This is a genomic window from Sphaerimonospora sp. CA-214678, assembly GCF_050942215.1.
GTDB lineage: Bacteria > Actinomycetota > Actinomycetes > Streptosporangiales > Streptosporangiaceae > Sphaerimonospora.
In genome coordinates, this window is sequence record NZ_CP192056.1 from 253,835 (window position 1) to 273,162 (window position 19,328).

16 protein-coding genes, 1 tRNA gene and 1 pseudogene are annotated in these 19,328 nt (G+C 69.7%); 6 read left to right on the forward strand and 12 right to left on the reverse strand.

Translation table 11 applies throughout. The features are described from left to right. Nucleotides 1-229 precede the first annotated feature (229 nt). From ACQP1K_RS01130 to ACQP1K_RS01145, 4 genes are all read right to left on the reverse strand, one after another. The gene (locus ACQP1K_RS01130; protein ID WP_433498998.1) at nucleotides 230-418 is read right to left on the reverse strand and encodes a hypothetical protein; all 189 of its coding nucleotides are present in this window, start codon (nucleotides 416-418) and stop codon (nucleotides 230-232) included. A 550-nt stretch (nucleotides 419-968) separates the two neighbouring features. Beyond that, nucleotides 969-1,057, reverse strand: a tRNA-Ser gene (locus tag ACQP1K_RS01135). Between the two features lie 190 nt (nucleotides 1,058-1,247). Next, nucleotides 1,248-2,039, reverse strand: coding sequence for an alpha/beta fold hydrolase (locus ACQP1K_RS01140; RefSeq protein WP_433498999.1), 792 nt, complete (start codon nucleotides 2,037-2,039; stop codon nucleotides 1,248-1,250). Nucleotides 2,040-2,104: 65 nt separating this feature from the next. Further along, nucleotides 2,105-2,752 carry a dihydrofolate reductase family protein gene (locus ACQP1K_RS01145; protein WP_433499000.1) on the reverse strand — a complete coding sequence of 216 codons (648 nt, stop codon included), beginning with the start codon at nucleotides 2,750-2,752 and terminating at the stop codon, nucleotides 2,105-2,107. A gap of 115 nt (nucleotides 2,753-2,867) precedes the next feature. Between ACQP1K_RS01145 and ACQP1K_RS01150 the strand changes: the two genes are divergently transcribed. Further along, complete coding sequence (locus tag ACQP1K_RS01150) at nucleotides 2,868-3,365, forward strand: winged helix-turn-helix transcriptional regulator (protein ID WP_433499001.1); 498 nt, start codon at nucleotides 2,868-2,870, stop codon at nucleotides 3,363-3,365. 214 nt (nucleotides 3,366-3,579) lie between these two features. Here ACQP1K_RS01150 and ACQP1K_RS01155 read toward each other — a convergent pair whose 3' ends face one another. Continuing rightward, entirely contained in the window at nucleotides 3,580-6,072 is a 2,493-nt protein-coding gene (locus ACQP1K_RS01155; RefSeq protein WP_433499002.1) for an AAA family ATPase, read from the reverse strand. A 114-nt stretch (nucleotides 6,073-6,186) separates the two neighbouring features. On the opposite strand from ACQP1K_RS01155, the gene ACQP1K_RS01160 reads away from it, so the two are divergent. Together ACQP1K_RS01160 and ACQP1K_RS01165 are read left to right on the forward strand one after the other, a co-directional pair. Beyond that, complete coding sequence (locus ACQP1K_RS01160) at nucleotides 6,187-7,149, forward strand: NAD(P)H-quinone oxidoreductase (protein ID WP_433499003.1); 963 nt, start codon at nucleotides 6,187-6,189, stop codon at nucleotides 7,147-7,149. Nucleotides 7,150-7,213: 64 nt separating this feature from the next. Then, the gene (locus ACQP1K_RS01165) at nucleotides 7,214-7,744 is read left to right on the forward strand and encodes a bacterial proteasome activator family protein (protein ID WP_433499004.1); all 531 of its coding nucleotides are present in this window, start codon (nucleotides 7,214-7,216) and stop codon (nucleotides 7,742-7,744) included. Between the two features lie 67 nt (nucleotides 7,745-7,811). Here ACQP1K_RS01165 and ACQP1K_RS01170 read toward each other — a convergent pair whose 3' ends face one another. After that, complete coding sequence (locus ACQP1K_RS01170) at nucleotides 7,812-8,615, reverse strand: Cof-type HAD-IIB family hydrolase (protein ID WP_433499005.1); 804 nt, start codon at nucleotides 8,613-8,615, stop codon at nucleotides 7,812-7,814. A 499-nt stretch (nucleotides 8,616-9,114) separates the two neighbouring features. On the opposite strand from ACQP1K_RS01170, the gene ACQP1K_RS01175 reads away from it, so the two are divergent. Then, a complete protein-coding gene (locus ACQP1K_RS01175; protein ID WP_055480885.1) occupies nucleotides 9,115-9,318 on the forward strand; it encodes a cold-shock protein in 204 nt (67 codons plus the stop codon). A 513-nt stretch (nucleotides 9,319-9,831) separates the two neighbouring features. Here ACQP1K_RS01175 and serS read toward each other — a convergent pair. The 3 genes from serS to ACQP1K_RS01190 all read right to left on the reverse strand — a co-directional run bounded on the left by serS (nucleotide 9,832) and on the right by ACQP1K_RS01190 (nucleotide 13,502). Continuing rightward, entirely contained in the window at nucleotides 9,832-11,097 is a 1,266-nt protein-coding gene (gene serS, locus ACQP1K_RS01180; protein ID WP_433499006.1) for a serine--tRNA ligase, read from the reverse strand. A 35-nt stretch (nucleotides 11,098-11,132) separates the two neighbouring features. Further along, on the reverse strand, nucleotides 11,133-12,053 hold the full coding sequence (gene pheA / locus ACQP1K_RS01185; protein WP_433499007.1) for a prephenate dehydratase: 921 nt from the start codon (nucleotides 12,051-12,053) through the stop codon (nucleotides 11,133-11,135). A 138-nt stretch (nucleotides 12,054-12,191) separates the two neighbouring features. After that, a complete protein-coding gene (locus tag ACQP1K_RS01190; RefSeq protein ID WP_433499008.1) occupies nucleotides 12,192-13,502 on the reverse strand; it encodes a glycosyltransferase 87 family protein in 1,311 nt (436 codons plus the stop codon). A 67-nt stretch (nucleotides 13,503-13,569) separates the two neighbouring features. Here ACQP1K_RS01190 and ACQP1K_RS01195 point away from each other — a divergent pair, with 67 nt between their 5' ends. Further along, nucleotides 13,570-15,813, forward strand: a complete 2,244-nt coding sequence (locus ACQP1K_RS01195; RefSeq protein ID WP_433499009.1) for a hypothetical protein — start codon at nucleotides 13,570-13,572, stop codon at nucleotides 15,811-15,813. A 610-nt stretch (nucleotides 15,814-16,423) separates the two neighbouring features. On the opposite strand, the pseudogene mptB reads toward ACQP1K_RS01195, so the two are convergent. The 3 genes and pseudogenes from mptB to ACQP1K_RS01210 all read right to left on the reverse strand — a co-directional run. Beyond that, nucleotides 16,424-17,230, reverse strand: a pseudogene (gene mptB, locus ACQP1K_RS01200) (polyprenol phosphomannose-dependent alpha 1,6 mannosyltransferase MptB); the annotation flags it as partial. Between the two features lie 245 nt (nucleotides 17,231-17,475). Beyond that, complete coding sequence (locus ACQP1K_RS01205) at nucleotides 17,476-18,201, reverse strand: glycosyltransferase family 2 protein (protein WP_433499010.1); 726 nt, start codon at nucleotides 18,199-18,201, stop codon at nucleotides 17,476-17,478. A 4-nt stretch (nucleotides 18,202-18,205) separates the two neighbouring features. Then, entirely contained in the window at nucleotides 18,206-18,556 is a 351-nt protein-coding gene (locus ACQP1K_RS01210) for an STAS domain-containing protein (protein ID WP_083502238.1), read from the reverse strand. Between the two features lie 223 nt (nucleotides 18,557-18,779). Here ACQP1K_RS01210 and ACQP1K_RS01215 point away from each other — a divergent pair, with 223 nt between their 5' ends. Next, nucleotides 18,780-19,277 carry a collagen-like triple helix repeat-containing protein gene (locus ACQP1K_RS01215; protein ID WP_433499011.1) on the forward strand — a complete coding sequence of 166 codons (498 nt, stop codon included), beginning with the start codon at nucleotides 18,780-18,782 and terminating at the stop codon, nucleotides 19,275-19,277. The last annotated feature ends 51 nt before the right edge of the window (nucleotides 19,278-19,328 follow it).

The following is a 19,328-nucleotide window of genomic DNA, read 5'->3' on the forward strand; positions in this document are numbered from 1 at the left end:
ATGCAGCTTCGGTCTGAGGCCCATTCCGCATGGTACCGCTACCCGTGCTCGTGGAGGATCTCCATAGCCTCCAGTACGTTGCGGACTACGGCGGCGTTGCGCTCGCACCTCGGGCCAGGTTCCGCGGTCCCGCATTGTTCGGAGACCGGCGGCGCGTCAGCCGGCTATGTCAGTGGCCAGGTTGTCACCGATTGCCTATCCGCCCTGCGTCGTATTCCTTGGACGTGTTCTAGAACAGACCGGCCTCGGCCTTGCGGATGCCCTCGGCTCCCGACAGGGCGTAGGCGTCGACGGTCTCGGCCAACCCGGTTTGCGGATCTTCCCGAGCTGGTTGTCCGCCGTGGGTGACGATCGCTACCCACCACCTGGACGCCCGTAGCCAGGCCAGGCCGTCGAGCACCTCAGGCCGACAGCGCACGGGGTACGGCATCCGTCTCCGATAGCGGCCCCATAGCTCTTCGATGACCAGGCAGGGGGGAGCGCTCGCGGATCTTGGTGAAGAACACCTCTCGGTGTGTGCGGTCAAGCGCGGCCAGTTAGTCAACCACCCGGGGATCCAGATCTATGAGGGCGTTATTCGAATCGAAGAGGATAGGCCATGCACGCCGCCATCCTGGTTGGTGTATGATTACCCGGCTGCGGGCCGCTCCGGGAACGGTCTGATCTGTAATACGGTGGCAAGAGGAGCAGGACCGCAAGTCGCCGGACCGAGAGCCGGAAGCGGCAGCCAACAGAGCACCCGCTTTATGGGAAACATCCCAACGAACAGTTGTGTCCCTGGCGAGGTGCGTCGCCAGAGATCAACTAGGGTACGACCTGGACAGACACCCTCAAGATCATCCCGTGAATATAACGTGGACAGCGGCCGAGGGCTGCTCTTGGTGGCGTATGGCTGCGCATGGCTGAAACGATCAACGGCGTCTGAACCGGGCGAAGCCGCTGGTCAGACGCCGTTTTGGCTTGATCAGCGGAGAGCGTGGGATTCGAACCCACGAGGACCGTCACCGGCCCTAGCGGTTTTCAAGACCGCCGCCATCGTCCACTAGGCGAGCTCTCCTCGGCCGACACCCGAAGGTGTCATACCGCACCTTAGTCTCTCATCACCCGCCCCGGGGTCGCGACGGAAAAGGGATCACTCGCTCCGGCAGTCCGTACCCGCGTCTCTGGGCTAGGCGCCCTGGGCTCGTCGTGCCGGGCAGCCGGAATCGGCCGTGAGCAGCGCCGTTGGACGGCCCTCCGACCTGCTTTCAGCCGAAGAACTTCGCCAGGGTCGCCGCCAGCGCCGCAGGCCGCTGCAGCACCGCGTGGTCCTCTCCGGTCATCACCAGCAGTTCGGCACCCGGCACGGTCGCCGCGACCGTTTTCGTCGCCGCCGCGAGGCCGGGCGAGGTCTGGTCGCCGTAGACCGCCAGCACCGGCACGCCGATGCCGGCGATCCGTTCGAGTGGCATCAGCTGCCACGGTGTGCTGAGCAGCACGTCGTACGGCAGGCTCGGGGCCTTGTCGACCATAAACGGCCACGTCTCTCCGGCCTTCATCCCGGCGATCACCTCGGCTGGGACTCCGACCACCTCGCCGAGAAAAAGCTCCGTGGCGCCATCGCGGTCCCCGGCGGCGAGCAGGGCCTTGAGCCGGTCGTGGACGTCGGCCGGTGGCTTCGGCTGATTCTCCTCGGCGCGGTACGAGGGCTCGTAGACGGCGACCCGGTCGATCGTCAGCCCGCGCATAACCCCTTCCAACGCGAGGACGGCGCCCGAAGAGTGGCCGAACACCGAGGCCTCGCCGCCGACATGCTCGATGACCGTTGCCAGGTCGTCGACCTCGTTGGCGACCAGGTAGTCCTCGCTTCTGTCGTCGCTGGCTCCCCGGCCGCGTCGGTCGTAGGTCACCACCGTGAAGCCCGATGCCAGCTCGGCGCCCAGCTCGGCCACGGTCGAACGGTCGTTGAACGCGCCACCGATGAGGATCACCGGTATGCCCTGACCGATCGTGTCGACGGCGAGGGTCGTGCCGTCTCTGGCGGTGATGTTCGTGGTCATGTCCGTTGTCTCTCCTGGCGTGCTGAAGGGAAGCATCGGGGCGCCGAGCGTCCGAGTAAAGCGGACTACGGTCGTGTGAAGGTCATGTGAGTGACGCCACCGGGAGTGGTCACTGACTCGATCTGGAAGCGCTCCTCGAGTCCTTCGAGCCCGTCCCACAGTCGCTCGCCGCGGCCCAGGATGATCGGGACGATGACGACGTGCAGGTGGTCGATCAGGTCGGCGGCCAGGAACCGGCGGACGGTGCTCGGTCCGCCGCCGATCCGCACATCCAGGTGACCCGCGGCCTCGCGCGCCTGACGCAGCGCCTCCTCGGGGGTGGCGTCGATGAAGTGGAATGTGGTGCCGCCTTCCATCTCCAGGGATGGTCGGGGGTGGTGGGTCAGGACGAACACCGGTGTGTGGAACGGCGGGTTCGGCCCCCACCAGCCGGTCCACTCGTGGTTCTCCCACGGCCCGCGCTGAGGTCCGAATTTGTAGCGGCCCATGATCTCCGCGCCGATGCCGGCACTCCACGTGCGGGCCACGGCATCGTCGACCCCGGTGCTGCCGCAGCCGGTCTTCCCCTGCATGGTACGGAAAGCGCGTGTCTCGAAGAACCACTGGTGGAGCCGGTGACCGGCGTGACCGAACGGTGCGTCGAGGCTCTGCCCCTCGCCGGTGGCGAAGCCGTCCAGGGAGATGGCGAAGTTGTGGACCCTGACTCGCGACACGGAAGATCTCCTCTTCTCCTCTAGTAGTTGCAGTATGCAATCACTGAGGGAGAAGAGTAATCTAGGTGGTTGCGAACTGCAATCACTGAGGAGCCGTCGGGGAGGTTGGTTGTTCATGCGGGACGAACCGCGATCAGGATGTGCGATCAACGCCGCAGTGGAGGCACTTGGGGACAGATGGAGCCTCATCGTGCTGCGCGACGTGATCTTCGGCGGCCGTCGGCACTTTCGCGATCTTCTCGTCAACTCGGAGGAGGGGATCGCCTCGAACATCCTGAGCAGCCGCCTCAAGGCCCTCGTCGCCGGAGGTCTCCTGACACACGAGGAGGCGGAGCGAGGACGGCGAGGAACCTACAGTCTCACCGAGGCGGGCATCCAGACCGTACCGATCATGGTCGCGCTCGGCTCGTGGGGCTTTCGGCACCGTCCGACGACACCGGAGTTGAGCGTGCGGGCACGCCTGCTGGAGGAGGCCGGCCCGTCCCTCTGGAACGATCTGATGGACGAACTACGCGAGGTGCACCTGGGCATCCCGCGCCCGGACCCCGACCGTCCGTCGGCGTCGCGACTCCTGCAGGAGGCTTACGAACGCGTCATGGCGGAGTCGGCCTGACCAGGAGCCGACCGTCCCCGGAAGGCGATCAGCCCCGGAAAGCGGCTAACTCAGGAAGGCGACCAACCCAGGAAGTCGACCGTTCCAGGAAGCCGATCGTCTCAAGAGGCCGATCGTCTCAAGAGGCCGATCGACCCCCGGGGAAGTCGGCCACCCGCCTGTACGGTCCCGCACTCGTACCCACTCCTCGGGAACCGCTCAGGTGTCCGACCGGCTACAGGTGGTCCGGAATTTCGGAGAACCGGCGCTGCGTCAACGCCTGCGCACCGACGAACCCGTCGCCCACGCTGGCGGCCAGCCGCAGGTACGCGTCTCGCGTGGTCTCCTGCAGCCGTTCGAGATCGATCTCCGCACCCTCCTCCAGGTGTGGGTCGTACGGCACACGGACCACGGCCCGGCAGCGGGCGGCGAAGTGGGACTCGAGCTTGTCCAGATCGACTGTCGACTTCGACCGGGGCCGTACGCTGCACAGCACGACGCTGGCGGCCCGCACCAGGTCGTCGTAGTGGTGCGCCTCCAGCCAGTCGAGCGTCGCCGACGCGGCGCGCGCACCGTCCACGGACGGTGAGCTGACCAGCACGATCTGGTCGGCCATGCCCAGGACGCCCGACATCGCGGAGTGCAGCAGGCCGGTGCCGCAGTCGGTGATGCAGATCGAGTAGAAGTTCTCCAACACCTGCGCCACCGTGTGGTAGTCCGTCGCGCTGAACGCCTCGGACACCGACGGGTCACGGTCGGACGCGAGGATCTCCAGCCGCGAGGGCGTCTGCGAGGTGAACGCCCTGATATCCACATATCGGGTGATCTGTGCGCGCTCGTTCAGCAGATCGCGTACGGTCGCCGACGTCTCCAGCTCGACCTTGTCCGAGAGCGTTCCACGATCGGGGTTGGCGTCGACCGCGATCACGCGATCGCCCCGCACCTGCGCGAGGGTCGCCCCGAGACCGACGGTCGTGGTGGTCTTGCCCACCCCGCCCTTCAGGCTCAGCACGGCGACCCGATGATGCCCGCCCGCCACCGGCGTCCTGGCACGGTTCATCAGCTCGCGGCGGCGCCGCACCTCCGCGGGCTCGCCCGGCTTGATCAACCCGGCCGACGCCCGATAGATGAGCCGCCGCCACCCGGAAGCGGGAGCGTTCCGCCGACCCCGCAGCAGGCTGACCGGGTCGAGGCTGTCCGCGGTCGGCTTCCCCGTGCCCGTGCCGGTCCCGCGTGCCGATTTGCCGCCGAACGGCGGGTTCGCCGGTGCCTGCCGGCGCCTCGGTTGGTACGGCTCACGCTCGCCTGAGGCCGCCCGGTCGCGCCGGTGCTGTTCGTGCTCGCGCTCGGCGCCCGGACCGTGATCTCGATCGTTCGCCCCGGGATCGCCGTCCCGGTCGCCGGCCGAGTCGCGGTCCCGCTCGTAGGCCTCACGCGCCTCCGCGGCCGGAAAACCCCTGATAGGACCGGTGGAGCGATCGTCCGGATATCCGCCGGACTCGGTGTGGCCGGCCGCCGGCTCATTGGACGATCCGGTGGCGAAGTGCGGCTTGGCGATCTCGCCGGTGTCGAACTCCCCTGTGTCGGACTGCCCTGCTTCCGACTTCCCGGTGCTGTGCCCGCCGGTGTCGAACTCACCCGTGGTGAAGAGCGGCTTGCCGTCGAGGGGAGTGGGCCCCTTGCTGCCGGAGGAGGCGAAATCGGCGGAGGCGAAACGCGACGTGCTCTCCGAGTCTTGGGAGACCGGCGAGGAGGGGAAGGCGGGGAACGAGGGGAAGGTCGCCGACAGCGTGGCCGGGGAAGCCGGAGACGAGGGATTCTGTCCGAACTCCGGCTCCTCCTGCGCCGGCGGGTCGGCCGACGCCGCCTTGATCGACGGATCCACCGGCACCGCGGGCTCCAACCAGCCGCGTAGCGGCTGATCCCTCCCGGAGCCGGAAAACTCCGACGAGCCAGGCGACTCCGCCGAAGCCGTACCCGAACCTGAAGCCGAACCCGAACCCGAAGCCGAGGCCGTCGAAGAAACCGGCGAAGAACCTGAAGAGGAAGAGGACGAGGAGTCGTCCCCCTGGCCCGACCAGGGCTTGTACGGCCCGTCGGCGCCCCCGGCCCCGCTGCCCCCGGCCCCGCTGCCCCCGGTCGCGCTGTCGCCGAAGGCCCCCAGCCCGCCCAGACTGTACGCGTCGGTGTCCGCGGGGGAGGACGCGAAGGCGCCGCGGCCGAGGGCGGCGCCTTCTTCACCGGTGTCCGGCCCCGCGGTCTTGGTCTCGGCCGTGTCCGCCGCCGTCGGCGCGCCGTGCACCCCGTCGGTCGTCGTACCGCTGAAGAGCGGACCTGACGCCGGACCCGAGAGCGGGCCGGGAACAGGGTCGGCCGCCAGGGGGCGGGGGAGGGAGTCGGGCGACACCAGACGCCAGGGGTCCGATGGGTACGGAGAGGCGCTCTCAGGCTCGGCCGCCGGCTGCTCGGCGTGCCGAACGCCGAAAGTGGCGGTGTCCTGAACCCCGAACGGTCCGGTGCCCTGACCGCCGAAAGACACGGTGTCGTGTCCACCGCTCCGTTCCGCGTCCTCGTCCTGCTCCGGTGTGGGCGGCTGCTGTGGACGCGCGAGGGTGGCCGAGGTCACGGCGCTCACCGCGATCTCCACCTCGTCGGGCATCTCCTTGATGGCGTCCAGCCATGCGAGCTGGTCCTCGAGGTGGGGATCCTCTCGATCATGTTTCGCCACCGGGTACCCCCTCGGGATGGGCTAATGGGGTAGCAAACACATTGCAGAGTAGCGCCATGTAATACGGTCAATGTGGGCAACTGTACTCTTCCCCGCCACGCTACTTTAGGTCACATGCGTGCCATCGTGATTTCGGAGCCCGGTGACTCGGGGGTTTTGGTCTGGCAGGAACTCCCCGATCCGCGTCCGGCACGGGGTGAGGTGGTCATCGACGTGGTCGCCTCGGCGGTCAACCGCGCCGACGTCCTCCAGCGCAGGGGCAACTATCCGCCGCCTCCGGGCGCGTCGGAGGTCCCCGGCCTGGAGTGCTCGGGTGTGATCGTGGAGGTCGGCGAGGACGTCGAGGGGTTTCGGACCGGTGACCAGGTCTGCGCGCTGCTCGCCGGCGGCGGATACGCCGAGCGGGTGGCCGTCCCCTGGCAGCAGGTCATGCCGATCCCGGCGGGCGTCTCGCTGACCGAGGCCGCCACCCTTCCCGAGGTTGCCTGCACGGTCTGGTCGAACGTCTTCATGGCCGCGCGGCTGCGCAAGGGCGAGACGCTGCTCGTGCACGGCGGTGCCAGCGGCATCGGCACGCTGGCCGTACAGCTCGCCAAGGCGTACGGCTCGCGCGTGCTGGTGACGGCGGGATCGGCGGAGAAGATCCGGCGCTGCCTCGACCTGGGCGCGGACGAGGCCGTCAACTACCGCGAGGAGGACTTCGCCGAGCGGTTCGCCGGCCGGGCCGACGTGATCCTCGACATCATCGGGGCCAGATATCTGCCGGGGAACCTCAGGGCCCTCGCCGTCGGCGGGCGGCTCGTCGTCATCGGCCTGCAGGGCGGCGCGAGGGGCGAGCTCGATCTCGGCACGCTGCTCGCCAAGCGCGGCACCGTCTTCGCGGCCGGTCTGCGGGCCCGTCCGGTGGACGAGAAGGGGGTGATCTGCCGCGGTGTGGTGGACAACGTCTGGCCGCTGATCGGCGCGGGCGTGATCCGGCCTGTGGTGCACGCCACGGTGCCGCTCGCCGACGCCGCGGCAGGCCACCGCATGATGGAAGCGGGCGAGCATGTTGGGAAAATCCTGCTGGTCCGGTGAGTTAGGTTGGACCGCGAGTCCAATCGCGAGCCCAGCCGAAGCGAATCAGGAGTGGTACCGACCGATGAACGCAGACGAGAGCACCCCACAGGTCGTGGTCGTGGGGCCCAACGGCCTCTCGATCTCCGGCGGCGACGGCGGCAAGGCGGACGGGCAGGAGGAGCGCTCCGTCGCCGACCTCGTCGAGCAGCCCGCGAAGGTGATGCGGATAGGCAGCATGATCCGCCAGCTTCTCGAAGAGGTGCGGGCGGCTCCCCTGGACGAGGCGAGCCGCAAGCGGCTCAAGGAGATCCATCAGAGTTCCATCAAGGAACTCGAGGAGGGTCTCGCGCCGGAGTTGGTGGCCGAGCTGGAACGGCTGTCGCTGCCGTTCAGCGACGAGAACGGCAGCGCGCCCAGCGACGCCGAGTTGCGTGTCGCGCACGCCCAGCTCGTGGGCTGGCTGGAGGGCCTGTTCCACGGCATCCAGACCACCTTGTTCGCGCAGCAGATGGCGGCGCGGGCCCAGCTCGAGCAGATGCGTCGCGCCCTCCCCGGCGGCATGACGCAGCAGGGCCACGACGACGGCAACCGCGCCGGCGGCCCCTACCTTTAGACCACCTCTTCCGACCCTCTCCGATCTCCGGAGCATCCCCGGACGGACCTCGGGGGCAGGTAGGTCTCTAGAGGCCGAAAAGGTCTTCCAGCACGAGGGCCACCCCGTCGTCGTTGTTGGCCGCCGTCACATGGTCGACGGCGGCCAGGACGTCGGGGTGGGCGTTCGCCACCGCGTACGCCGTTCCGGCCCAGGTGAGCATCGGGAGATCGTTGGGCATGTCGCCGAAGGCCACCACCTCCTGCGGCCTGATCCCCCGCTCGCTCGCCAGCGCGGCGAGCGCCGTCGCCTTGGTCACACCGCGGGCGCTCATCTCGATCAGCGCGTGCCCGCTCGAATGGGTCGGCGTCACCAGGTCTCCGACGAGATCGAGGACCTGGCGATGCAGTTCGTCCGGATTCATCGAAGGATGCTGCGCCAGCAGCTTCGCGCACGGCCGCGAGGCCAGTGCCGTGAGCGCCGCCACCCGCACGCCGTGCGTCCTGCGGGAGTCCCAGCCGTCGAGCACGTAGCCGGCCTCATGGGCGAAACCGCCTTCGTACTCCACTGAGAACGCCAGACCGGGCAGGCGTGTGCTGAGCCGCTGGATGGACTCCTCCAGGACGATCGGCTCGATCAGATGCGATTCGACGATCTCTTCGGTGTGCAGGTCGTAGACGAGCGCACCGTTGGCGCAGATCGCCAGCCCGTGATGCCGTACGGCTTCCGCGACGTCGTGCATCCATCTGGGCGGCCGTGCGGTGACGAAGACCAGCGTGCCGCCCGCGTCCTCCACTCTCGCGAAGGCGGCGGCCGTACGGGGGGAGATCGTGCCGTCGGAGCGCAGTGCCGTGCCGTCGAGGTCCGTGGCGACAAGGCGGGGGAGGTTCATGGCAGGTTCCCGTTCACACCGTGGCGTGCCGACGTGCGGCCGCCCTTCCGGGCATGAGGTTACCCGCCGGGGATGACGGCACAGAGGCCGCCGTCTCGACAACGGCATCCGGTAGGGTGTTCGACGTGCGGGATGAAGGGCCGGGTCCGGAGTTCCGCGCCGGCACGACTGACACGATTCATATGGCCACCGTCCGCCACCGTCCACACGGCGCAACGTCGCCATCGGGATGGTGGAGACCGCGATCGTCCGGCTGCGGGCGTACGGCTCTGAGTAGGGAAGCCCTCGCGTCGACCACTTGGGTCCGCGCGGCGCGGACGGAAATCCTGCCCTTCGGGACTTGGGAGTGCGCCGAATAGTGTTAGATGTGTAGGCGTTGTATTAGCTGTTCCCGTAGCGAAAACCAGTTTGACTGTATGAGCCACCCGGGGAGCTGTGCGACACACCGGGGCCACGAGGTGTGGTCCCGAAAGATTCACTTCCTTAGGGAGAACGTTAAATGGCTCAGGGAACCGTCAAGTGGTTCAACGCTGAGAAGGGCTTCGGCTTCATCGCTCCGGACGGCGGGGAGCCCGACGTCTTCGTGCACTTCTCCGCGATCTCCGGTAGCGGCTACCGCAACCTGGAGGACGGTCAGCGGGTGGAGTTCGAGGTCATCGCCGGCCCCAAGGGGCCCCAGGCCTCCAACGTCCGCGGCATCTGACGCGAAGACGAACCCAACTGAACGTGTCTGACTGACCGAAGACACCGCATAGGAGGCGGGTCCCGCTCACGCGGGTCCCGCCTTCATCATTTCGCGGGATGTCATGAAACATTCATGACAGGTCTTCCCGCAGATCACGATCCGATTCCTGACCCGATCTGTGGGGCGCATCGCCCCGCCGAGTCAGAAAGGCGCAGGTCGGAGAGGTCTGCCGGGAATGCACCCGGCCAAGCACTTGCTCGATTCGGGGTTCCATGGTCCTCAGGCCGAACCTGAGGACCGGTGACCGAGAACCGGTCGAGCGATAGCCGGCCGGGGCGGGCAGGGAGCGGGTCGGGGACCGCATGCCGAGCCCCGCCTGGGCGGGGCCTGGCAGCGGACCGGAGCCTCCTCCCGGCTCGTCCCCGGGCCCCGCGGAAATTTTCCGAGCCCGCGACGAACCCTGGCGGGTGGAGCGACGGGAGCCGCCGATCAGGGACTTTCTCGACGGTGCCCGTTCACTCGGCCGACGCTCTAGAGGGAGTCCGGCTGCAGGACGTCGAGGCCCACGTACGGTCGCAGTGCCTTGGGCACGACCACGGAGCCGTCGGCCTGCTGGTGGTTCTCCAGGATGGCCACGATCCACCGGGTGGTGGCGAGCGTGCCGTTCAGGGTGGCGACGTTGCGCGCTTTGCCGTCCTCGCCCCGATAGCGCACCCGCAGCCGCCGGGCCTGGAAGTCCGTGCAGTTCGACGTCGAGGTGACCTCGCGGTAGCGGCCCTGGCTCGGCAGCCAGGCCTCGCAGTCGAACTTCCTGGCCGCCGATGTGCCCAGGTCGCCGCCCGCGATGTCGATCACGCGGTAGGGCAGCTCGACCTTGGCCAGCATCTCCTTCTCCCAGTCGAGCAGGCGCAGGTGCTCCTCGTGGGCATCGTCCGGGTGGCAGTAGGAGAACATCTCCACCTTGTCGAACTGGTGGACGCGAATGATGCCGCGGGTGTCCTTGCCGTACGACCCGGCCTCGCGCCGGAAGCAGGACGACCACCCGGCGTACCGCAGCGGCAGCGAACGGGTGTCGAGGATCTCGTCGGAGTGGTACGCCGCCAGCGGCACCTCCGAGGTGCCCACCAGGTAGAGGTCGTCCTCGGGCAGGCGGTAGATCTCCTTGTCGTGGGCGACGTGGAAGCCGGTGCCCTGCATCGCCTCGGGCTTCACCAGCACCGGGGTGATCATCGGGATGAACCCGGCCTCGATCGCCTGCTGCATGGCCATGTTGAGCAGGCCGAGCTGGAGGCGGGCGCCGACGCCCTTCAGGAAGAAGAACCGCGCCCCGGAGACCTTGGCGCCGCGCTCGACGTCGATGGCGCCGAGCCGCTCGCCAAGCTCGAGGTGATCACGGGGTTCGAAGTCGAAGGAGGGCCTCTCGCCGATCTCCTCCAGGACGACGTAGTCGTCCTCGCCACCCGCCGGTGCGCCCTGTTCCACGATGTTGGGCACGTTCTGCAGCACCGTGTCGAGCTCGGCCGCGAGCTTTTCGGCCTCGGCCTCGGCGGCCTTCACCTGCGCGGCCAGCTCCTTGGCACGGTCGAGCAGCGCCTGCCGTTCGTCCCCGGAGGCCCGTGACACCGACTTGCCGATGCTCTTCTGCTCGGCGCGCAGCGACTCGAAGCCGGTCAGTGCGGCCCGGTGCCGCTCATCGAGCGACAGCAGGGTGTCGACGACCGAGTCGTCTTCGCCGCGGGCGCGCTGCGACGCCCGGAGCCGGTCAGGGTTCTCACGAAGGGTACGCAGGTCAATCACGGATCAAAGGCTACCGGAGCGGGTCGCCCTCGTCGTCACACCCGACCTGCGCGTACGCGGCCGAGCCAGTCGGCTGCCTCGGCGAAATCCGCATCGGTCGTACCCCGCTTGACCTGCGGCGCGACCGCGTCGGCGCGCGGGAAACTGCCGAGGAAACGGATGTCGGAGGAGAGCCTGCGCAGGCCCGATATGGCCTCGCCGACCCGGGCCTCCGAGACGTGGCCCTCACAGTCGAAGTGGAAGAAATAGTGGCCTATGCCGTCGCCGGTCGGGCGCGACTCGATGCGGGTGAGGTTGACGCCCCGCACCGCGAACTCGTTCAGCATCTCCAGCAGCGCACCGGGGTGATCGTTCTGCAGGTAGGCGACCAGCGACGTGCGGTCGGCGCCGGTGGGCTCGGGCAGCGGGCCGGGCGGACTCACCCGGATGAACCGGGTGACCGTGTCGGAGCGGTCGCCGATGTTCGAGGCGATCTCGACGAGGCCGTAGTACTCGCCCGCGATCGCAGGGCTGATCGCCGCGTCGTACGGCGAGGCGGGCGCGGCCACCTCCTGCGCGGCGGCGGCCGTGGACGCCGCCGCGATCACGACGGCGCCGGGCAGCTCACGCTCGACGAACCCGCGGCACTGGGTGTGCGCGGCGGGGTGGGTGGTCACCCGCTTGATCTGGGCGAGCTCGGTGCCCGGCCGGACCAGCAGGGAGAACTCCACGGGCAGCAGCAGCTCGCCGGTGATGAGGAGCGGCGTTCCCCAGGCCAGTTCGTCGAGGGTCTGCGTGATCGCTCCCTCGACCGAGTTCTCCATGGGGACGACGGCGCCCTGGGTCAGGCCGTGGCGGGCGGCTTCCAACGCGGCCGACACGTTCGCACACGGCACGCCCTCGACTTCGGGTGCCAGGAGCCGTAGTGCCGCCTCGCAGAAGGTGCCCCGGGGGCCCAGGTAGGCGAGCTTTGACATGCCATCAAGGTTATCCCCGCCTGACCACTCGGTGAGTGCATTCACACACCCGCCAGGTCGGAAGCGCCTCAACCCACCCACCGCGGTGACCTCGCGCTGCCCCGACGGCGACCGCCTGCGCATCGGCCGGAATACGTGTCAACGGGCCGTGGACGGCGCACAGCCGGAGTTCGAAAGATCACGACGGGAGGTGCGGCGGGGGAGCCAGGAGCCGAGCAGCCAGACGAGGGCGACGGCGCCCAGGCCGAAGGCGTTCTGCACGATCTTCCCGACGACCGGGCTGAAGACCGGGATCTCCAGTGCCTTGATCGTCACGCCCCACCAGGGGATGGGCAGCACGTAGTAGAGCCAGACACCCCCGGCGACCAGCAGCCGGGTCCGGTCGCGGCCCGACCCGGCCAGCGCGGCGAGCACCACCGTCACCCAGGCCAGGTGGTGGATCCACGCGACCGGCGACAGCAGTACGGCCATCAGCCCGGTCAGCGCCACCCCGGTCAGCGTGTCGCCGTCGCGGAAGGCGCGGCGGGCGTGGCGGAAGCCGTACCAACCGATCACGGCGACGGCGGCGAGCCAGATCGCCTGGGTCGGCGGACCGGGCAGGTAGAGCCTGAGCAGCATGCCGCGCAGCGACTGGTTGGTCGTCGCGGCGTTGGCGCCCAGCCGCTCGGAGTCGAGCAGCGCGCCGAACCAGAAGTCCCACGCGTCCTGCGTGATCACCAGGAACGGCAGCAGCGTGAGCAGGGCCGCCGTGAACGTCGCCATGAAGAACGCCCGGCGCTGCCCGGGATCGCCGTCCCCGCGTGGGAACCCGGTGACCGCGAGGTAGATCAGGAAGACTCCCGGGGTGAGCTTCACCGCCGTCGCCAGGCCGATCAACATCCCGCGTGGCCAGCGCGGCCGGCGGGCCACGCAGTCGAGCAGGCACAAGGCCACGAGGAACAGATCCACCTGGCCGAACCGCACCTGGTCCCTGATCGGCATCAGATAGGTGCACGCGACGGTCAGCAGGGCGAGAAGCAGCGGTACGGCCACCGCGCCCCCGCCCGCGAGGCCGGTTCCCGCCCGTACGGCCGAGGCCGCCGTACGGACGCCGTCGAAGAGCGGGCGGAAGGCGAGCCTCACAGTGAGGGCGAGCGCGACGAAGATCGCTGTTGTCCACACCCACTGGGCCGCCGGCCAGGAGATCACGGCGAGCGGCACCGCCAGCATGGCCCCGACGGGCGGGTAGGTGAACGGCAGCAGCTGCGGCGCCGGAGTGATCACGTCGTAGAGGGGAAGCCCGCGCAGGATCGCCGATCCGCCCGTACGGTAGACGTCCAGGTCCACCAGCCGCTGGTCTTCCGGGTTGGTCAGCCAGTGGGCGACCAGGGGGGTCGCGGCCAGGGCGATTACCGCGAGGGCGAGTGCCCACGCCCACACGGATCTCCCGATCGTCCGGCCGGTCGTCATGGAAAGGGAGGCTACCGTGGGGTTCCCCGTCCCTGTCGTTTCGCATCAGAGCCGAGGAGCCCGAACAGTGCCGAGTGCGGAGACCACGAGCCTCGGCCTGTGCGGACGAGGCGGCGGCACGTGGCGGCGGGTGCTGACGCTGCTGGTCGCGCTGCTGGGCTGCCTCGTCGCCGTGGGTCTCCCGGCCCCGGCCGGCGCGCAGGTGAAGGGCCAGGTCGTGGTGATCGGGGTGCCCGGTCTCCGGTGGGACGACCTGGACCCGGTGCGTACCCCCAACCTATGGGGCCTGGCGGCCGAGGGGGGCACGGCCTCGCTGTCGACCAGGACCATCCCGCCGGAGGGCCGCTCGATCAATTGCCCGGTCGCCGGATGGCTGACCGTCTCGGCGGGGCAGCGCGCCGGGGCTCCGCCCCCCTCGGCGCAGCACCGGGCTTCCGGTCTGGCCTGCGCAGCGGCCCCGGCACCTGTCGTGGCCACGGACGGGTCGGGCGCCGCCGTCATCCCGGGCTGGGCCGGTCTCGTCGCCCACCAGAAATCGAGCCCCTACAAGGCGCGCATCGGGCTTCTCGGGCAGACGATCACGGCCGCCGGGGGGACGATGGCGGCGATCGGTCCGGGAGCCGCGCTCGGTGCCGCCGACGAAAGTGGAAAAGTCCAGAAATATGCGGCGACCGCGGCCGAGTCGGCCGACCTCAGTCCGTACACCGCGGTCTTCGCCGAGGCGGCCCAGATCGCCGAGGCATGGCTGGCCGACGGGGGAGCCGATCTCCCGCCCGACGTACGGCGGAACGCCGCCGCCGCGGCCGACCGGACGATCGGTGAGGTGCTCTCCCGCGTCGCCCCCGACGCGACCGTGCTCGTCGCCGGCCTGTCGGACACCGCAGCCACCGCCCACCTTCACGTCGCCATCGCCGTCGGCGGCGGCCCGGAGCCGTACGGACCGGGGTCGCTCACCACGGCCTCCACCCGCCAGGACGCGCTGGTCACGATCACCGACCTGACCGCGACCGTCCTGCGCGTGCTCGGCCTCCAAACGCCGAAGGAGGTGGTCGGCAAGCCGTGGCGCGGCGACGGCGACGCCCCGGCCGACGCGGGCGAGACGGTGGCCGGTCTCGCCGACGCCGACCTCGCCGGTCAGGTGCTCAGGCAGGTGCGCGAGCCGTTCTTCATCGCGCTCGTCGCCGTACAACTGCTCTTCTACGGCCTGGCCGCCGTGGTGGTCCGCAGGCGCCGTCGGATGCCCGCCTCCGTCCGGGTGGTGGCGGTGGTCAGCGGCGCGCTGCCGATCTCGGCGTTCCTCGCCCAGCTCGTGCCGTGGTGGAATTTCCCCCACCCGATGCCCGCGCTGATCGGGACGATCCTGGCCCTGGCCGGCCTGATCGCCGGGCTCGCGTTCGCCGGACCATGGCGGGGGCACGTCCTCGGGCCGCTCACCGTGGTCGCCGGGGTGAGCTCGCTGGCCCTGCTCATCGACGTCACGACCGGCTCGCATCTGCAGGTGAACGCGGTGAGCGGCTATGAGCCCGTGACCGGCGGCAGGTTCTACGGCTTCGGCAACATGGCGTACGCCGTCTTCTCGACCGGCACGATCCTCATGCTCGCCGGGGTCGCGCATCTGCTCCGGCGCCGCAGGTGGATCGCAGTCACAGTGTGCCTGGCGTACGGCCTGCTGGCGATCTTCGCGGACGGCTGGCCCGGCTGGGGCGCCGACTTCGGCGGGGTGCCGTCGTTCGTCGTCGGGCTGGCGGTGTTCCTGCTGCTGCTCACCGGACGGCGGGTGTCGGTCGCCAGGCTCGCCGTCGTCGGGCTGGCCGGTGCCGCGCTGATCGGGCTGATCGCGGTCGCGGACTGGTGGCGGCCCGCCGATCGCCGGACCCACCTGGGCGCGTTCGTGCAGCAGGTGATCGACGGCGAGGGTGGCTCTGTCGTCGGGCGCAAGCTGGGTGCGATGCTGAACACGCTGGGCAATCTGCCGCTGACGCTGCTCTCGCTGGTCGCGCTCGCTTTCCTGTTCCTCGTGCTGTCACGGCCGTCCCGGTGGGGCGCCTCCGCGCTCAGTCATGCGTACGGCCAGGCGCCGGAGCTGCGGGCCGGGCTGCTCGGCGCGCTGACCGCTGCCCTGGTGGGCTTCCTGATCAACGACTCGGGGATCGCGATCCCGGCGATGGCCCTCACCGTGGCCGTGCCGCTCACGCTGGCCGCGTCCGTCCGGGCGCTTCGGCTCGCCACCGCCGCCGAGCCGTCACCGCCGCCAGGGCCAGCAGACCGATCGTCAGCACGGCCAGGACCGACGGCACCACCTGCGCCCTGACCACGTCGACCAGCCAGCCGAGGTCGGGAGGCTGGTCCCGCTGGCGTGCCGGGAGGTACCCGAGCGAGAGCACGGTCAGCCGCGCCACCACGAAAGCGTCCAGCCACGAGGCGGAGACCAGCGCGAGCAGCGCGAAGGCCAGCCCGTCGTACCAGGGCAGTGCGTACGGCGTGGCGAACAGCCAGGCCACCACGGCGATCAGGGAGACCACCGGGCCTGCCGCGGGGTCTGCGGCCGGACGGCCGAACCGCCGGAGCAGGAGGACGGCGAGCGCGGCCAGCAGGAGCAGTGAGCCGGCCTGGATCCACAGGTGGTAGGCCCCCGGACCGAAGACGGCCTGCAGCGCCTGCTTGACGAGCTTCCACGGGGTGGCGAGCGACACCGTCTTGCTCGCGTTGCGCACCTGGTCGAGCGCGTGCGGTCCGGCCGCCCAGTAGCAGGCCAGCACGGTAGCCAGCGCCGACCCGGCGGCGAGGGCCAGCCTCGCCGGGCGTCGCCGCAGCTCCCAGGCCGGGCCGAGGGCGACGAGTCCGGTCGTGACCTTCACGGCGATGCCCGTGCCGAGCGCCACCCCCAGCGGTACGGCGAGCGCCGGGCGGTTTCTCATCGCCGCCAGTGCGAGCATGCCCGCCACGGCGGGCGCGATCGCCAGCGTGTCGAGGTGCATGCCGGCCACCAGGTGATAGACGAGCAGCGGATTGGCCGTCCAGAGGAGGGCGGCCCGGCGCTGCCGTACCGGATCGCCCCTGGTGAGGCGGTGGAGCACAAGCCCGGTGGCGACGAAGGCGGCCGAGTTGACGACGGCCAGGACGAACACCGTCAGCCGGACCGAGTCGCCGCCGGCGTGGCTCGCCAGGGTCTGTACGGCCGTCGCCACCGGGCCGTAGACGCTGGGCGTCTTCCGCCACTCCTCGACCCCGCCGGTCACCGGGTCACCCGGCAGGTCGGCGGGCACGGTCACGTACGGGTCGTGCCCGAGCGCGGCGATCCTGCCGTACGCCGCGTAGTTCAGGTGATCGGAGGAGCCCGAGGGCGGCAGGAAGGCCAGCACGCCGGCGGCCAGACACCCGGCGATCAGGAGACGACGGGCCGAGGGCATCAGCCGTACGGCGAACAGACCGGCGGCGAGGCCGATCGCGCCGAGCACGATCGCGGCCGTGGCGATCCCGATGATGAGATGACCGTCTGGGGACAGGTCGAGCGAGTACGGCGGCTGCCGGCCCGCCGCCCCCACACCGAGGCTTCCAGCGCCGTCCATGAGATCCGGCACGGGGTTTCCGGGGCCGTCCGCGAGATCCGGCACCATGGCCGACGGGCCGAGGAGGCCGATGGTGATCGTGGCGAGGATCGACAGCCCGATGGCCACGACACCCACGACGCCCAGCCCCCTTTGCCGTGATCTTGCGAATTCTCGCATGGTACGGCCCTGACCTGGTCGTTCACCCTCCGTGACCTTGCAGAAATAACCCACCTGGCCCTCTGATCTGGGGGTTTGCTGTTCGTGATCTTGCAGTTGGGGGGGTATCGCAAGATCAACAATGATATCGGTGCAGGTCGTTCGGTGTCTGTGCGAGTTTCTGCAAGATCACGAACGAGAGATTGGCTGGTGAGAGGGCATGGGTGCGAGAAACTGCAAGATCACGGCGAGAGGGTGGGGTGGGGCTATGGGAGGAATGAGGGGAGCTCGCGAGCGGCGAGAGCCCGGCCGACGTCGCGGAGCTGCCTGGCCCGGTGGAGCTGCCCTCGCAGGTCGTTGCCGGTCGCCCGGTGGGCCATCTCGACCTCGACCTCGATCACGCGGAAGCCCTTGCGCAGCAGATCTATCGTCATGCCGGTCTCGACGCCGAAACCGTGGGCGAGCGGACGCGCCGCCTCGAACGCCGTCCGGGTCAGACAGCGCTGCCCGTTGAGCGGCTGGGACGGAGCCCAGCCGGTCAGCCGTTTGATCCCTTCGCGGGCGAGCCGTACGACGATGCCGTGACCGCCCAGCTTGACGCGGGTCGCGAACGCCGCGATGGTCATGTCCGCCTCGCCGGCTCGCACCGGCGAGATCAGCGCCGCCGCGGCCTGTGCGGTCTCGCCCAGATCAGCGTCGAGGAACAGCAGATGCCGCGGGACCTCTCCACCCTCGTCGAGGAGCCGTACGGCTTCCGCGCCCGTCTCCATCGCGGCGGCCTTGCCGCGGTTACGGCTGTGCCGTACGACCCGGGCGCCCGCCGCCCTGGCCACCCGGCCGGTCTCGTCGGACGAGCCGTCGTCGACGACCACCACGAGATCCACGCCGGGCAGCTTCAGGGCGGCGGTCACCGTGCCGCCGATCCGGTCGGCCTCGTCCTTGGCCGGGATCACGACGGCGGTGTTCTGCTCAGGTACCACTACATCACCCATGCGGTCAGCCCTGCTGATCGGCCGTGAGCATGTCGGCCGGCACGGCCTCATGCACGGTGAACACCGAGTCCAGGCCGGTGACCTGCAGGATCTTCCGTACGGCAGGCCGGGGCGCGGCGACCTCCAGCGTACCGCCACGCTCGCGCAGGCGCTTGAGCGCGGACAGGAGGACGTTCATGCCGGTGGAGTCGCAGAACTCCACCCCGGACATGTCGATGACCACTCGGTCCGGCCCGGCCTCGAGCACGCGGGTGAACTCGGCCTGCAGCCGAGGAGCGGTGTATAGGTCGATTTCGCCGTAGATGGCCATGACGGCCTGGCCTGCCTGAGATCGGGTCGCGACTTTGAGCTCCACGAGGCGCACACTAGCGTCGTACCGGCCTCGGGTCACGCTCCGCCGGAAACCCCGAAGAGTCGTTCGCCCTTTGTCCCCGATTCCGGGGGCGAGCAAACGCGGAGTGCGCGAAGCTTGACTGTGTGCGACGCCGGTAGGGCCGGATGGAAAGCCCGGAACCTCCTGGTCTTGGTCATCGCTTCGCGAAGGAGGGCGGGCGCCGAGGACAGTGGGCCCGGAGAACATGAACGCTGAACAACCAGAAGACCCTCAGCGGCGATCGCTGCGTGAGCGGCTGGAGAACGTCCAGATCCGCAGTGCCAAGGCGTCGTCGTGGCGCGAAACCGCCGATCCGCTGCGCTCACTGATCAACCGGGAGGGGTACGTCCCGATCAGCGCGAAGCTGACCGGCGGAGACCTCGACTTCCTCGCCACGGCCCGCGAGGACCTGCTGTGCCTGGCCGAGCTCGGCATCCGGCTGCTCGATCTCCATCAGCCGAGGGACGCGGGCGGGATCACGAGCGACACCGCCAACCCGATCCTGCGCTGCCGCAGCTGCATGTGGCGCTGGCCGTGTCCGACGTTTCGCGCCATGTCCGACGCCTTCTCACCGGGGGTGGCCGGAGCCCCCGCTGTCCCTGACCTGCCCGGGGTGCCCGGCGCACCGGGAACCCCCGGTACGGCGGGCCCGCCCGGCGTGATCGCCGTACCCGATGGCCTGTCATCCGGCATGTCCGACTGACCGCTGAATCACCGCGGGTACGCCTGTTGTCCGCGACCGTTTCCAGCCGGA

Coding starts and splice junctions, on each gene's coding strand:
- ACQP1K_RS01165 (WP_433499004.1), top strand. CDS start 7,214: ATGAACGCAGACGAGAGCACCCCACAGGTCGTGGTCGTGGGGCCCAAC.
- ACQP1K_RS01175 (WP_055480885.1), top strand. CDS start 9,115: ATGGCTCAGGGAACCGTCAAGTGGTTCAACGCTGAGAAGGGCTTCGGC.
- ACQP1K_RS01190 (WP_433499008.1), bottom strand. CDS start 13,502: ATGACGACCGGCCGGACGATCGGGAGATCCGTGTGGGCGTGGGCACTC.
- ACQP1K_RS01140 (WP_433498999.1), bottom strand. CDS start 2,039: ATGACCACGAACATCACCGCCAGAGACGGCACGACCCTCGCCGTCGAC.
- ACQP1K_RS01150 (WP_433499001.1), top strand. CDS start 2,868: ATGCGGGACGAACCGCGATCAGGATGTGCGATCAACGCCGCAGTGGAG.
- ACQP1K_RS01160 (WP_433499003.1), top strand. CDS start 6,187: ATGCGTGCCATCGTGATTTCGGAGCCCGGTGACTCGGGGGTTTTGGTC.
- ACQP1K_RS01215 (WP_433499011.1), top strand. CDS start 18,780: ATGAACGCTGAACAACCAGAAGACCCTCAGCGGCGATCGCTGCGTGAG.
- ACQP1K_RS01205 (WP_433499010.1), bottom strand. CDS start 18,201: ATGGGTGATGTAGTGGTACCTGAGCAGAACACCGCCGTCGTGATCCCG.
- ACQP1K_RS01170 (WP_433499005.1), bottom strand. CDS start 8,615: ATGAACCTCCCCCGCCTTGTCGCCACGGACCTCGACGGCACGGCACTG.
- pheA (WP_433499007.1), bottom strand. CDS start 12,053: ATGTCAAAGCTCGCCTACCTGGGCCCCCGGGGCACCTTCTGCGAGGCG.